The organism is Ruegeria sp. C10 (assembly GCF_056537805.1).
This window is the reverse complement of the sequence record NZ_JBQFSC010000002.1, coordinates 627266-641058: the sequence shown is the minus strand read 5'-3', so window position 1 is coordinate 641058 and position 13793 is coordinate 627266. Positions and strand designations below refer to the sequence as shown.

At 55.6% G+C, this 13793-nt stretch carries 14 protein-coding genes and 1 pseudogene; 7 read left to right on the top strand and 8 right to left on the bottom strand.

What is annotated here, in order from left to right; translation table 11 throughout:
- The first annotated feature begins 7 nt into the window (after window positions 1-7).
- The 4 genes from ctrA to ACR0DE_RS11555 all read left to right on the top strand — a co-directional run bounded on the left by ctrA (window position 8) and on the right by ACR0DE_RS11555 (window position 5422).
- Entirely contained in the window at window positions 8-724 is a 717-nt protein-coding gene (gene ctrA, locus ACR0DE_RS11570; RefSeq protein WP_170393124.1) for a response regulator transcription factor CtrA, read from the top strand.
- Between the two features lie 125 nt (window positions 725-849).
- Window positions 850-3102, top strand: coding sequence for an NAD-dependent DNA ligase LigA (gene ligA / locus ACR0DE_RS11565; RefSeq protein WP_480753264.1), 2253 nt, complete (start codon window positions 850-852; stop codon window positions 3100-3102).
- Complete coding sequence (gene recG / locus ACR0DE_RS11560) at window positions 3099-5189, top strand: ATP-dependent DNA helicase RecG (protein WP_480753262.1); 2091 nt, start codon at window positions 3099-3101, stop codon at window positions 5187-5189. The genes ligA and recG overlap by 4 nt, the downstream gene beginning before the upstream one ends.
- 110 nt (window positions 5190-5299) lie before the next feature.
- Window positions 5300-5422: a hypothetical protein gene (locus ACR0DE_RS11555; RefSeq protein ID WP_255612104.1), complete on the top strand. Its 123-nt coding sequence runs from the start codon at window positions 5300-5302 to the stop codon at window positions 5420-5422.
- 185 nt (window positions 5423-5607) lie between these two features.
- Here ACR0DE_RS11555 and ACR0DE_RS11550 read toward each other — a convergent pair whose 3' ends face one another.
- Entirely contained in the window at window positions 5608-6246 is a 639-nt protein-coding gene (locus ACR0DE_RS11550; protein ID WP_170393121.1) for a MarC family protein, read from the bottom strand.
- A gap of 55 nt (window positions 6247-6301) precedes the next feature.
- Window positions 6302-6754 carry an iron-sulfur cluster assembly scaffold protein gene (locus ACR0DE_RS11545; protein ID WP_480753260.1) on the bottom strand — a complete coding sequence of 151 codons (453 nt, stop codon included), beginning with the start codon at window positions 6752-6754 and terminating at the stop codon, window positions 6302-6304.
- 48 nt (window positions 6755-6802) lie between these two features.
- On the opposite strand from ACR0DE_RS11545, the gene hisI reads away from it, so the two are divergent.
- Window positions 6803-7192: a phosphoribosyl-AMP cyclohydrolase gene (hisI, locus tag ACR0DE_RS11540; RefSeq protein WP_480753258.1), complete on the top strand. Its 390-nt coding sequence runs from the start codon at window positions 6803-6805 to the stop codon at window positions 7190-7192.
- A gap of 23 nt (window positions 7193-7215) precedes the next feature.
- On the opposite strand, the gene gluQRS is transcribed toward hisI, so the two are convergent.
- From gluQRS to ACR0DE_RS11520, 4 genes and pseudogenes are all read right to left on the bottom strand, one after another.
- A complete protein-coding gene (gluQRS, locus tag ACR0DE_RS11535) occupies window positions 7216-8061 on the bottom strand; it encodes a tRNA glutamyl-Q(34) synthetase GluQRS (protein ID WP_480753256.1) in 846 nt (281 codons plus the stop codon).
- A complete protein-coding gene (locus ACR0DE_RS11530; RefSeq protein WP_480753254.1) occupies window positions 8058-8672 on the bottom strand; it encodes a class I SAM-dependent DNA methyltransferase in 615 nt (204 codons plus the stop codon). The genes gluQRS and ACR0DE_RS11530 overlap by 4 nt, the downstream gene beginning before the upstream one ends.
- A gap of 38 nt (window positions 8673-8710) precedes the next feature.
- A complete protein-coding gene (trmFO, locus tag ACR0DE_RS11525; RefSeq protein WP_480753252.1) occupies window positions 8711-10051 on the bottom strand; it encodes a methylenetetrahydrofolate--tRNA-(uracil(54)-C(5))-methyltransferase (FADH(2)-oxidizing) TrmFO in 1341 nt (446 codons plus the stop codon).
- A gap of 251 nt (window positions 10052-10302) precedes the next feature.
- Window positions 10303-11097: pseudogene (locus tag ACR0DE_RS11520) on the bottom strand (enoyl-CoA hydratase); the annotation flags it as partial.
- A gap of 49 nt (window positions 11098-11146) precedes the next feature.
- Between ACR0DE_RS11520 and ACR0DE_RS11515 the strand changes: the two are divergent.
- Window positions 11147-11590 carry a PaaI family thioesterase gene (locus ACR0DE_RS11515; RefSeq protein ID WP_480753249.1) on the top strand — a complete coding sequence of 148 codons (444 nt, stop codon included), beginning with the start codon at window positions 11147-11149 and terminating at the stop codon, window positions 11588-11590.
- Between the two features lie 60 nt (window positions 11591-11650).
- Here ACR0DE_RS11515 and ACR0DE_RS11510 read toward each other — a convergent pair whose 3' ends face one another.
- Window positions 11651-11878 (bottom strand): YjiS-like domain-containing protein, encoded by a 228-nt coding sequence (locus ACR0DE_RS11510; protein ID WP_170393113.1) that lies wholly within the window; start codon window positions 11876-11878, stop codon window positions 11651-11653.
- A gap of 99 nt (window positions 11879-11977) precedes the next feature.
- On the opposite strand from ACR0DE_RS11510, the gene ACR0DE_RS11505 reads away from it, so the two are divergent.
- A complete protein-coding gene (locus ACR0DE_RS11505) occupies window positions 11978-13381 on the top strand; it encodes an aminotransferase-like domain-containing protein (protein WP_170421552.1) in 1404 nt (467 codons plus the stop codon).
- 3 nt (window positions 13382-13384) lie between these two features.
- On the opposite strand, the gene ACR0DE_RS11500 is transcribed toward ACR0DE_RS11505, so the two are convergent.
- Window positions 13385-13750 carry a nuclear transport factor 2 family protein gene (locus ACR0DE_RS11500; protein WP_170421555.1) on the bottom strand — a complete coding sequence of 122 codons (366 nt, stop codon included), beginning with the start codon at window positions 13748-13750 and terminating at the stop codon, window positions 13385-13387.
- Window positions 13751-13793 lie beyond the last annotated feature (43 nt).

Genomic DNA, 13793 nt, shown 5'->3' with positions numbered 1-13793 from the left:
AGTGAACATGCGCATACTTCTTGTCGAGGATGATCCAACCACGTCCAAAAGCATCGAACTGATGCTGACACACGCCAATCTCAACGTGTATGCGACGGACCTTGGCGAAGAAGGCATCGATCTGGCCAAGCTATATGATTACGACCTCATCCTGTTGGACTTGAACCTGCCGGATATGAACGGCCATGAAGTGTTGCGCCAACTGCGCATAGCACGGGTAGAGACACCGATCCTGATCCTGTCGGGCGCTGATGACACCGAAAGCAAGATCAAGGGATTTGGATTTGGAGCAGACGATTATCTGACCAAACCTTTCCATCGCGAAGAGCTGGTGGCGCGCATTCATGCGATTATCCGCCGCTCTAAGGGGCATTCTCAATCCGTGATACACACCGGGCAGGTCGCCGTAAATCTGGATGCCAAAACCGTAGAGGTGAACGGAAAAACCGTACACTTGACAGGCAAGGAATATCAGATGCTGGAACTTCTGAGCCTGCGGAAAGGGACAACACTGACCAAAGAAATGTTCCTGAACCATCTCTACGGCGGCATGGATGAGCCCGAGCTCAAGATTATCGACGTCTTCATCTGCAAGTTACGCAAGAAACTCAGCAATGCGACCGGCGGTGAGAATTATATCGAGACGGTCTGGGGTCGTGGATACGTCCTGCGTGATCCGCAAGCAAACAACATGGGTGAAACCCGCATGGCCGTAGGTGCCTGATCTTATATGATTGCTACCGTCAATGGTCCGGGGCGGTAAATCCACTCGCGTGTCAGCACAACACTGGACCTGACCATGGCCTCGTCCTATCACTGGTTTTCAAGACGATGTGACAGGGCGGGGCCATGAGCGATACCACAGCAATCGCAGATCTGACAGAAGATGAAGCACGGGAAGAATTGGCCCGGCTCGCCAAGGAATTGCTGCGGGCAAACCAGCTTTATCACACTGAAGATGCACCAGAAATTTCGGATGCCGACTATGATGCTCTCAAGCGTCGCAATGCCGAGATCGAGGCACGATTCCCCGAACTGAAACGCTCCGACAGCCCTACTGAACAAGTGGGCGCACGCGTTTCAGATGGGTTTGCAAAAGTGACCCACGCCGTGCGTATGATGTCACTGGGCAATGCGTTTGATGACACGGATGTTGCCGATTTTGACCGCTCGATCCGCAAATATCTGGGACTGGGAGTTGAGGCACCGCTCGCCTATACAGCTGAGCCCAAAATCGACGGCCTGTCATTATCCCTACGGTATGAGCAGGGTGAACTGATGCAGGCTGCAACACGTGGTGATGGTGAGACCGGTGAAAACGTTACCGCAAATGCGCGTACGCTTTCCGATATTCCACACCGAATTGAGGGTGCACCAGACGTTCTTGAGGTTCGCGGCGAGGTATACATGTCTCACCATGATTTCGAGGCTTTGAACGCACGTCAGGTCGAAACAGGTGGAAAGACCTTTGCAAATCCGCGCAACGCTGCGGCTGGTTCCCTCCGTCAACTGGATTCCGAAATAACACGATCTCGCCCGCTGAAATTCTTTGCCTACGCCTGGGGTGAACTGTCTGCACCGCTAGCTGAGACTCAGATGGGCGCAATTGATCGCCTCAAAACCTTGGGGTTCCAGGTAAATGCGCTGACAAGGCGTTGCTCAACGACTAATGAGATGTTGGAACATTACCGTCAGATTGAAGCTCAGCGCGCGACCTTGGGCTATGACATTGATGGGGTCGTATACAAGGTCGATGATCTGAGTCTGCAGGCCCGGCTGGGTTTCCGATCTACCACGCCCCGCTGGGCGATTGCGCACAAGTTTCCTGCCGAACTGGCTTGGACGCGGCTTGAAGCCATCGACATTCAGGTGGGCCGTACCGGCGCGCTTAGCCCGGTAGCGCGGCTGCATCCGGTAACCGTTGGCGGGGTAGTTGTTTCGAACGCGACCCTACACAATGAAGATTATATTGCAGGGCGGGACGCCAAAGGCGGAGTCATTCGTGAGGGCAAGGATATTCGCGTTGGAGATTGGGTTCAGGTCTATCGGGCCGGGGATGTGATCCCGAAAATCTCGGATGTTGATCTGTCGAAACGACCCGATGATGCGCGGCCCTTTGCTTTCCCGACGAAATGCCCGGAATGTGACAGCGACGCGATCCGGGAAGAGGGGGATGCGGTCCGCCGCTGCACAGGGGGGCTGATATGTCCCGCGCAGGCGGTTGAAAAACTCAAACATTTCGTATCGCGCAAGGCGTTCGATATCGAAGGGCTTGGCGCAAAACAAATCGAGATGTTTTATGGCGATCCTCTTCTGCCAATAAACACACCCGCTGATATATTTACATTGAAAGATCGCGACACCGAAAACCTGGCCCGGTTGAAGAACCGCGACGGCTGGGGCGAGACATCGGCCAGCAACCTGTTTGCAGCGATCGATGACAAGCGAACCATACCGTTTGCCCGTCTGTTGTTCGCTCTGGGGATTCGTCATGTGGGCGAAGTTGGTGCACGAGATTTGGCGTTGTTTTATCGGGAATGGGATGTAATGGCGGCCTCCATTGATACGGCCCGGCCTGCCGCGCTTGCGCAGCGTGCAGCCGATGAAGCGGAAGACGCCGAGAGGATCGCGGCTACTGCAGAAGCGAGGCGTGCGAAAGTTAAAGAAGTTCGGGACGCGGCTTTCGCGCGAATGGATGTTTCGACAGATGCCGCCAGCGCCTGGGCAGATCTGATTGGTATCGACGGAATCGGCGCCACGCTCGGGTTGTCACTATCTGATGCGTTTGCCAATTCGGAGGAACGCCAAGCATTTGATGATCTGCGTAAACATCTGACGGTTGTTCCACCAGAGGCTCCTGCGTCGGACAGTCCGGTCGCAGGAAAAACCGTCGTGTTTACGGGAACGCTTGAAAAGATGACACGCGCCGAGGCCAAGGCCCGCGCCGAAGCGCTGGGGGCCAAGGTATCCGGCTCGGTCAGTCAGAAAACTGATTTTCTCGTGGCGGGCCCGGGCGCAGGGTCCAAGGCGAAAAAAGCGGCTGATCTGGGCATCGAAACCTTGGATGAAGATAGCTGGCTTCAACTGATTGGCGATCTATGAGCGGCAGGCCTGAACAGCTCTTTCCGCTGTTTGCGGGTCTTGAAACACTAGATGGTGTGGGGCCGAAGACCGCGCAGCTTCTGGGCCAATTAGGGATCGATTCACCGCGCGATGTATTGTTTTCGCTACCTTATGCGGTGATTGACCGGCGGCGACGCGATACGATAAAGGGCGCCGACCTTCCGACGACTTTGACTGTTGAGGTGACGATCGGCGCGCATCGACCACCGCGGAACAAAGGGGGCGCATATCGCATTCATGTTGAAGACAGTCAGGCGGATTTCCAACTGGTGTTTTTTCATGCCCGAGGGGACTATCTGAAGAAGCTGTTGCCGGAGGGCGCACGCCGGGTGGTATCGGGAAAGCTTGAGCTGTTCGATGGCATGGCTCAGATGGTACACCCCGATCATATGGTCGCGCCTAAAAACGCAGGCGAATTGCCCGAGTTTGAACCGGTTTATCATCTGACGCAGGGTGTGACGCAAAAAACTGCCTATAAAGCTGCTCAAAGTGCGTTGGCGCGAGTACCTGCATTGGCCGAATGGGCCGACCCCGCTCAGGTGGCACAACAGAATTGGCCAGATTGGACAACTGCTATTCACGCGGCGCATCACCCACAAGGGGCGGACGACGTAGCACCTTTTGCGCCTGCGCGGGAACGTCTGGCTTACGATGAGCTGCTCGCACATCAATTGACGCTGGCCCTGGCACGACAGCGTGAGCGTAAAGCGCGAGGGATCGTCAGTCTCGGCACCGGTGCTTTGCAATCCAAGGTGCTGGCAAGCCTTCCATATCGACCAACCGGAGCGCAGACACGCGCGATCGAGGAAATCTCGGCAGATATGGCCGCTGAGACGCGGATGAACCGGTTGCTTCAGGGCGATGTGGGGGCAGGAAAGACTCTGGTAGCATTTGTTTCGCTACTTATAGCCGTCGAAGCTGGCGGGCAGGGGGTAATGATGGCCCCTACCGAAATCCTTGCCCGGCAGCATCTTGAAGGGCTGCGTCCATTGGCAGAAGAAGCCGGAGTTGTACTGGAAATCCTGACCGGGCGCGACAAGGGGGCTGAGCGTCGAGCGAAGCTGGCTGCGCTGAAGCAGGGAGATATTCAGATATTGGTCGGTACCCACGCGGTGTTTCAGGACGATGTTGAATTCAAAGCCCTAAGGCTGGCCATCGTTGATGAGCAGCACCGTTTTGGCGTCCGCCAACGCATGGAGCTGTCCGAAAAGGGCCAACGCGCGGATGTGCTGGTGATGACCGCTACGCCCATCCCGCGCAGTTTGGCGCTTGCGCAGTACGGCGATATGGACGTCTCGGTGCTGGATGAAAAGCCGCCGGGTCGTAAACCGATCAAGACCGCAGTCGTCAGCACGCAACGCATGGACGAAGTTGTGGCCCATCTGCGCGGTGCGATTGATGCAGGCAAACAATGCTATTGGGTGTGCCCATTAGTCGATGAATCCGAGGTCTCGGACCTGACTGCAGCTGAAGAGCGTTTCAAAAGGTTGCGCGCGATCTTGGGGGACGATGTGGTGGGTCTGGTACACGGCCAAATGCCGCCCGCCGATAAAGACGCGGCAATGGCGGCGTTTCAGAGTGGTAAGACCAAAGTCCTTGTCGCTACTACGGTGATCGAGGTTGGGGTGAACGTGCCGAACGCCACGATCATGGTGATTGAGCGGGCAGAGATTTTTGGTCTGGCGCAGTTGCATCAGCTTAGGGGCCGAGTTGGACGTGGTGAAGATGCCTCAACCTGTTTGTTGATGTATCAGCCACCGCTTAGCGAGGGTGGTCGCAAACGGCTGGAGGTACTCCGAGAAACTGAAGACGGCTTCCGCATTGCCGAGACCGATCTGCAGATGCGCGGTGCAGGTGACTTGATCGGAACCGCACAATCTGGCCTGCCAAAGTTCCGGATAGCTGATCTTGAAAGGCAAGCTGGGCTGATGGCGGTGGCGCAATCAGATGCGCGCGCTTTGCTGTCCGCAGACCCCAAATTGACCTCGGATCGGGGGCAGGCTGCGCGTGTTCTTCTGTGGCTTATGAAGCAGGATCAGGCGATCCGTTTGATATCAGTGGGTTAGACCGAAAATCCCACTAAGTTCACAAATGTTCTCAAAAAGTTCTTTACCGACTCGTTAAAATATGAGAACAAAAGGTCAACAAAGGATTAAACCTGACCGGAGGTGAGACCATGCTGAGCCAGATCAAAACTGCCTTTACCCGTTCACAATCCACGATTTTGCAGGATGCAGCGGGCGCGGTTTCACTGGTTGTGATGCTGGTGGTTGCCCTTCACCTGCCAACCGGGTTCTAAGCCTTTCTGCCTGCGATCTCGTGCCGATCACACCGCGCTTGTCTCCCCGTCATAGTCAAGGGTGACCTGCCTGTCCCATTTCCCTTGAAGGGGCCTGCCTCGGCCCCGTGCGGTGATCCGGACCCTACATGAGAAACGCATGACTTGCCGCCGCCCTTTCCGCCCGGAAGGTGCGGCGGTTCTTTTTACAGCTGTCCGGTTTTGATGATTTCGATCGTGGCGGATAGAACTGAATTTACGGCGACGGATGCAAGGATCATCCCCATCACGCGGCTGATGATCGCTGCGCCGGAATGCCCGATCAACCGGATGATCGGCTCGGCCAACAGCATCAGCACAAACGCTATGGCAATAACGACCAACATAACCAGTGCAGTGATGCTCTGATCGGCGACGCTGTATCGGTTGTTGTCCGTTAGAACCACTATCGCCAGCATCGCGCCCGGTGACGCAAGCGAAGGGACGGCCAAAGGGAAAATGGCCGGATTGGTCTTGTGCATTTTGTCGTCCAGGTCTTCTTCGGCCTGGCGCTGCTCGATCACCTGTTTGCTTTCGCCAAAGATCATGGTCAGAGCGAAGAGAAACAGAATAATTCCGCCTGCAACCTGAAACGAGTTAAGGCCGATATCCAAAGCCTCGATCACAAGTTGCCCAAAGATCAGAAAGAACAGCAGAATGCCTGCGCTGACCAACGCGGCCAGTAAAGCGGTTTTACGACGCGCACCCGTCGCGATCCCAGCAGTGACAGCGATAAAGACTGGGATGGTGCCGATCGGGTCGATCACGACCCAGAGCGTCACAAAATGTTCCAGCAAATTGTTCACGTTAGCCCCCCCAATCATTGGGGGCACCCTATACGGCTTTGTATGGAAAAGCCAATCAGGCGCAGTTGGCTTGTTCGGCCTGCTCCATCGCCTCGGCGGTCGCGTCAAGCGCCAGCATGATTGACGCGTGGCGGTTCTTGTAGTCCCGCGCGGGCATCAGAACTTCGAGCCCGTCAAAGGGCGCCTCGGGGGCAGGGCCGTCTTTCTTCAGCATTGCGGAAAGCTGATCACGTGCGGTTTCGACCTGCGACCGCGTCGCCCCGATCACGGCGCTGCCTACGACCGAAGCCGAGGCCTGACCCAACGCACAGGCCTTGACGTCTTGCCCAAAGTCCACGATCCGCCCATCTTCAAGCTTGACGTCTACAGTCACGGTCGATCCACACAAAGGGGCTCGTTTCTTTACCGTCGCATCGGGATTATCCAAGCGATCCAGATGCGGAATATCCGCAGCTAGCGCCAAGATGCGTCCGGAATAGAGCTTGATCAGATCGGTTTCGCCGCTCATGGCTTTCCCTCGTTGTCCATTCCCCATACATAATGGCGGGATTCTGGGATGCAAAAGGTTTTTGCGATGGCTGACGCAGTCTTGTTCGATCCGTCGACACTGAAATTCAACGAGGCGGGTTTGATCCCCGCGATCGCACAGGACGAAGCGACGGGTGAGGTTCTGATGATGGCCTGGATGAATGCCCAATCCATCGAGCAAACGTTGGAAACCGGACGGGTTACGTATTGGTCGCGGTCACGACAGGCGTTCTGGATCAAGGGCGAAAGCTCAGGCCACTTGCAGGCCCTGGTGGATTTTCGCGTCGATTGCGACAGGGATTGCCTGCTGGTCGTGGTGAACCAAACGGGGCCAGCCTGTCACACCAATCGGCGAAGTTGTTTCTACACGGCCGTCCGCGATGGGACCGAAGTCGAGCTCATGAAGCCGATGGAATAGTGGGGCCTCTGATGGTGGTCAGGTCAAATGCCCACCATCTCTCTGATTTCAGCAGGAGATGCTCCTTGTTCGCGATAAAGCGAGATGGCGCGTGCGTCGTCACGTTTCGCGAGGCGTTTGCCGTTGTTGTCACGGATCAGACGGTGATGATGATAAACAGGTGTCGGCAACCCAAGCAGCCCTTGTAAAAGGACATGTATCTGCGTGGCATCGAACAAATCCTCGCCCCGGATCACATGTGAGATGTTCTGGTCCGCATCATCAACCACGACGGACAGGTGATACGAACTGCCCATATTGCGCCGAACGAGAATGATATCGCCAACCGCGTCCATGAGATTGTGCGCATCAAGCTCATGCGTTCCCAAATACTTCGCACCAGTTTCACAAAATCCACGAAGTTCGGATGCCTTGATTGCCTTGTGCATGTTCAGGCGCAGAACATCACCAGCTGAAGCATCCGACAAAGGGCGGTCGCGGCACGTGCCTGGATAGATGCGCCCGTCAGGTCCGAACTGGGGTACACCTTCCTGCGGAGCACCGGCCGCAGATTCGATATCAGCACGATTGCAGCTGCAAGGGTAGACCAGGCCCGTGTTTTTGAGAATCTCCAATGCCTCTCTGTATCGCGGCAGCCTGTCCGACTGGCGCATCACCGGGTGCGGCCAGTGCAGTCCAAGCCAGTGCAGGTCGTCGTAGATCTGGGTTTCCCAATGGGACCTGGATCGCGATTGATCAATATCTTCGATCCGCAAAAGAAATGATCCACCCGCAGCCCGTGCCTGATCAAACGCAAGAAGCGCGGAATAGGCATGCCCCAGATGCAGCGGACCTGTTGGAGATGGTGCAAAACGCGTTGTGAATGTCACGTTTTTTCAACAACATAAACGTCAGATTTCATGTCCATACCAGGTAGGTGTGGACCATATTCGCGGAATAACAGCCTTGCGTGCCCCATGTCCAGCCAATCGTTCAGCCGCCCGGTGTAAGTGCGGTCAGCCAAAGTGTGATCGTTGAAGGAAAACGCCAGATATCCGCCACGTGGCAGCGCGTTCATAAGTAGATCAAAGGTTTCAGGCGGCGCGGCACCAACGCCGATGACGCCAATGCACGTTATGGCTGAGTAAGCCTCGGCTTCAATGGGGTTGGGATCAGTAACTTCGAAGTTTATCAAGTTGCGATAAACCCCCTTGGCAGCGGCACCTTCCAGCATCTTTGGTGTTGGATCCATCCCATCGATGACACGAAAACCCGCCTTGCGAAGTGCTAAACCCGACAACCCGGTACCGCATCCGTAGTCCAGCACTAGCGCATCAGCATCTGAGACAAAGGATTTCAATGCTGCCGCAACACGGTCCGGGGTGACATATCCGTGCTCACCGACCTCATCATCGTATGAGGCCGCCCATTTCTGGTAGTGATCGTGCGTTTCCTGGGCAGAATTCAGATTGTATGTGTCTTTCAGAAACTTATCGCTCATACCTTACATGTTAGGCGCAGGCTGGGGGCGACGTCCAGTCAACACTGCTTTACCCAATCGCTCCAGACTTCTTTTGCGCGATCGGTATAGGCCTTGTAGCGGTCCTTGCGGCCTCGGCGCCCCCCCTTCAGGCCGTCGACCGGGCGAAACAGACCGAAATTCACGTTCATCGGCTGGAAGGTCTTGGCTTCGGCGCCGCCCGTGATGTGGTGGATCAATGCGCCCATCGCACTGTCTTGCGGTACGTCGGGAAGGGATCGGCCTAGTATTTCGGCAGCGGCCAAACGGCCTGCCAAAAGGCCCATCGCTGCGCTTTCCACATAGCCTTCCACCCCCGTGATTTGCCCCGCAAAACGAATATTTGGCCTAGACTTGAGCCGCATCTGCGCGTCCAGCAAAGTCGGAGAGTTGATGAAAGTATTGCGGTGAATGCCACCCAATCGCGCAAAGCTGGCATTTTCCAGACCCGGTATCATACGAAATACCTCGGTCTGCGCTCCGTATTTCATCTTGGTTTGAAAGCCGACGATATTGAACAACGTGCCCAAGGCATTGTCGCGTCGCAATTGGACGACGGCATAAGGTTTTACGTCCGGTTGATGCGGATTTGTCAGGCCAACAGGTTTCATCGGGCCATGGCGTAAAGTTTCACGACCGCGCTCGGCCATAACCTCGATCGGCAGACAGCCGTCGAAATAACCAGCGGTCTCTCCCTCGTGGAATTCGGTCTTATCTGCAGCCAGCAGCGCATCAATGAAGGCTTCGTGCTGATCACGATCCATCGGACAGTTGAGGTAAGCGGTGCGCTCTTCCTCAGTCTCGCCCTTGTCGTAGCGTGACTGCATCCAGGCTTTGCTCATATCAATGCTGTCTGCATAGACGATGGGGGCGATCGCGTCGAAAAAGGCCAGCGCCTCGGCACCAGTCTCTGCGCGAATGGCTTCCCCCAATGCGGGCGAGGTCAACGGCCCGGTTGCAAAGATCCACATTCCGTCTTGGGGTAGACTGGTTACTTCTTCCGCTGAGACCGAGACCCGTGGATGGGCCTTCAGCTTGGCAGTTACGGCTTCGGCAAAAGGATCACGGTCAACCGCAAGCGCGCCACCCGCAGGCAGGCGATGGCTATCTGCGGTCGTCATGATCAACCCGTTTGCCGCGCGCATTTCCCAATGCAGCAAGCCGACTGCGTTCTGTTCATCATCATCCGATCGGAATGAGTTCGAACACACCATCTCGGCCAGATTGCCAGTCTGGTGTGCAAACGTGCCCACATTAGGACGCATTTCGTGGATCACAACATCCACGCCCATTTCCGCTGCCTGCCAGGCGGCCTCGGACCCGGCCATGCCGCCGCCCACGATATGCAATGTCTCTGTCATGTGCTGCCAAATAGGGCAGAGCAGGGCCATGCGCAATGCGCAGTAATCGCTTTAGTTCTGAGGGGGATTCTTGGGGTCGCCGCTGCGGGAATGTCAACGCCGGTGAGAGAAACCAGCTTGGAGGGACCTTCCGCCCACGGCGACCCAAAAGTATGGTCAGGCCTTGGCCTTGACCCAGCTTTGCCACAGTGTCGCCCTTTTGAAAAGTGAAAAAATGCGAACAGTCGGCAAAAATGTATTAAATAATTGCGTTACTGGTGCCAATCAGGCGGGCGCTTTTCGATAAAGGCACTAATTCCTTCCTCAGTATTCCGGTCCATCATATTCTGTGCCATTACCTCGGCGGTATAATCGTATGCCTGATCAGTCCGCATTGTAATCTGTTGATAAAAAGCGGTTTTACCGATTTTCACCGCACTGCTGAGCTTGCCTGCCAACTTCTCGGCCAACGCATTGGTTTCATCTTCCAACAAGTTCTCGGGAACCGCTCGATTGATCAGACCCAGCTCAGCCGCGCGTTCGGCGGTGATAAAATCACCGGTCGTGAGCATTTCAAACGCCTGTTTCCGCGGTATATTCCGGCTGAGAGCCACCATCGGAGTGGAGCAGAACAAGCCGATATTGACACCATTTACGCCGAACCGTGTGCCCTCGGCTGCGATTGCCAGGTCACAGGTTGCTACAAGCTGACACCCTGCGGCAGTGGCGATCCCGTGCGCTTGGGCGATCACGGGTTGGGGCAGGGACTGAATGGACATCATCATCTTAGCACATCGGTCGAACAGATCCTGAAAATAGGAAAGCCCACCATCGGGTGCCTGCCGCCCCTGGGTCATCTGTTTCAGATCGTGCCCCGCGCAAAACGCTTTCCCCGCACCGGAAAGAACAACAACACGAATCGACTTGTCTTCGCGCAACGCATCGAACTCTGCCTGCAGGGCCGCCAGCATTTCATCGCTGAGGGCGTTCAACCGCTCAGGCGCGTTCATTCGAAGCCGTGCAATCGCACCTGTGTCGTGACGTTCCAGAATTGCCATCTTGCCCTCCCGCTGGCGTTCAGGCCAACTCTAGGCGGGCAGAGCGACGAGGGGAAGCATGTCATTAGCACTGAATAAACAAGAATTGACGGAATACCTGGCGCAGGTGTTTCCACAGGTTCATAACGACTTTGTCGTCGAGGATCTGACAGAAGCCAACATCACCATGCGCCTGAGGGTCGAAGACCGTCACCTGCGCCCCGGAGGCACAGTATCTGGTCCGTCCATGTTCGGGCTGGCCGATGTCAGTGTATATGCAATGGTTTTAGCACGGAAAGGTCGGCAATCTCTGGCTGTCACGACCAACAGTTCTCTGGATTTCTTGCGCAAGCCCGAAGGCGGGGCAGACCTGCTTGCTGAGTGTAAGTTGTTGAAATTAGGTAGAACGCTGGCTGTTGGGGATGTGCTGATTTACTCGGAAGGCTCTGACAAGCCCGTCGCGCGGGCCAGCATGACCTATTCGCTTCCTCCAGAAGGCTCAGCCGCTGCTGCCTTTGGGTAAAAAAAGGCCGGGGATAAACCCCGGCCAGGAAGAGGTCCCTTAGATGGGACTGGGGATAGTCTATTTCATCCAGAAATAGCGGCTGACTTCTGCATCTGCCCGATGGCGGGTCAGCCCGACATCGCGGAGCAGCCTGTCATCCAGCTTACCTAAGTTTACCCGGCTGCGGCGGCGTTGTTCCCATTGTGTGACCGACGCCGCAAACCGCACGGCCAGCGCGGCGATCAGCGGCAGCCGAGGGCTGTCGTTCAGCAGCAAGAGGGCGGGGTTGTGCATTGCGCGTGTCATCTTGGGTATCCTTTCAAATTGTATTGACACAAAGTAAAAATGTTCGGTACACTGCTTTGATACATTCAGCATTGTGTCGAAATCAAAGGAAGAATTGTAATGGATACAATTTGGCCAGAGGCGCTACCGAAATCCAAAGGTCCAAAATATACTCTGGTCGCTGACACGATCCGAAAAGCGATAGAAAACAAAACGCTGGAGGTTGGAAAGAAACTGCCTCCGGTGCGTGAGTTAGCGTATCGATTAAAGATTACACCAGGCACTGTCGCGCGCGCCTATACGATCCTGACCGATGAAGGTTTGCTACAAGCCGAGGTCGGGCGTGGTACATTTGTAGCCCCGCCGAGATCGCCCATTCTGGATGATGTCTGGTCGCGGCAGCTACATCTGAGGGACGACAAATATGAATCCAATGTCAGCCTGTTCAGCCCACGCTTGCCGGATGTGGGGCAGGTGACATTAATCCGCGAATGCCTTGAAAAGGTTGCAAAAGGCGATCCGCGGATGTTTATGAACTATCCGACCCGAGATGCCTACCTACCCGTGCGCCAGGTTGTGGCCGACTGGTTGTCAGATCTTCCTCTGGGCTCAATTAATGCAGATGACATTGTACTGACACATGGTGGGCAAAGTGGCATTTGCGTTGTGTTCCAGACCGTTCTGAAAGATCCAAAACCCATCGTGTTGGTTGAGGACTTGTCTTATGCCGGGTTCAGACGGGCAGGTGAGTTGATGCGCGCCGAGGTTGTCGGGGTAAAAATGGACAAATGGGGCATAAGCCCCGATGCGCTGGACCACATCCTCAGGCAAACGAAGGCGCAGGCGATCTGCGTCTCACCCGAAGTGCAGAACCCAACGGGCGGGCATTCACCTTTGGAGCGGCGCAAAGAAGTTGTCGAGATTGCGCGAAAGCATGAATTACAGATCATCGAAGACGATTGCTATCGCATGGGCGAGGCCCGCGCGCCCAGCTATCGTGCTTTGGCACCCGAACGGGGCTGGCATGTTTCGTCAATTTCGAAAACTCTAACACCAGCATTACGGGTAGGTTTCGCCATCGCACCGAAAGAGCAGAGCGTCGATCTGCGGCGTTCTGCAGAATACGGGTATTTCGGGCTCGCCCAGCCTTTGGCTGAGTTGACGCGGTTGCTGTTGGGACATCCAGAGGCGAGGCAACTTGCAAAAAACGTCCGTACCAAGATGGGCGAATATGTACGTGTGGCGGTAAACGCCCTGGGTGGCTTCGATCTAAACTGGGATTCGGAGATTCCCTTCGTCTGGCTTCATTTGCCTTCCGGTTGGCGGTCTGCTGCGTTCAGCCGGGCGGCCGAGCGGGAAGGTATTCAGCTGCGATCGGCCGATGAATTCGCACTGCGGGATGGTCGCGCGCCAAATGCCGTTCGTATAGCGGTGAATGGGCATGTCTCGCTCGAGAAGTTCGAAGATGCCATGCTGCGTCTGCGCGCGCTGCTCGATAACCCACCCGAACAAATAAGCGTCTAGCCGCTATTGCACTGGGGCAGGGTCGCCAAAAAAGCCCGCCAAATGTGCAATCTTGCCATCGGCATCGAGACGAATGAAATCATGCCCGGTAACCATAATGGACCCATCGGAAGCAATCATATGCCAGGTGAAGTGGACCACATCATGGTGTGAATTCGGCTCACTGGTCAGCTCAACTCGGCCCTTTGTATCACTCAGAACCGCTCCGATATGGGCATTGAGTTGATCTCTGCCGGAAACTTCTGCAGTTGGATCGACGTAACGACCAGTTTGTGCAAAACACTGCTCAAGAAGGCTCAGTCGCCTTTCGGGATCGGTCGACTGCCATGCCGCACCATAGGCAGCGATAACCTGTTCCAATTCTTGCATAGCCACCTCCGACATTGGATGATCTTGGTTGAGTCTAGCTTAA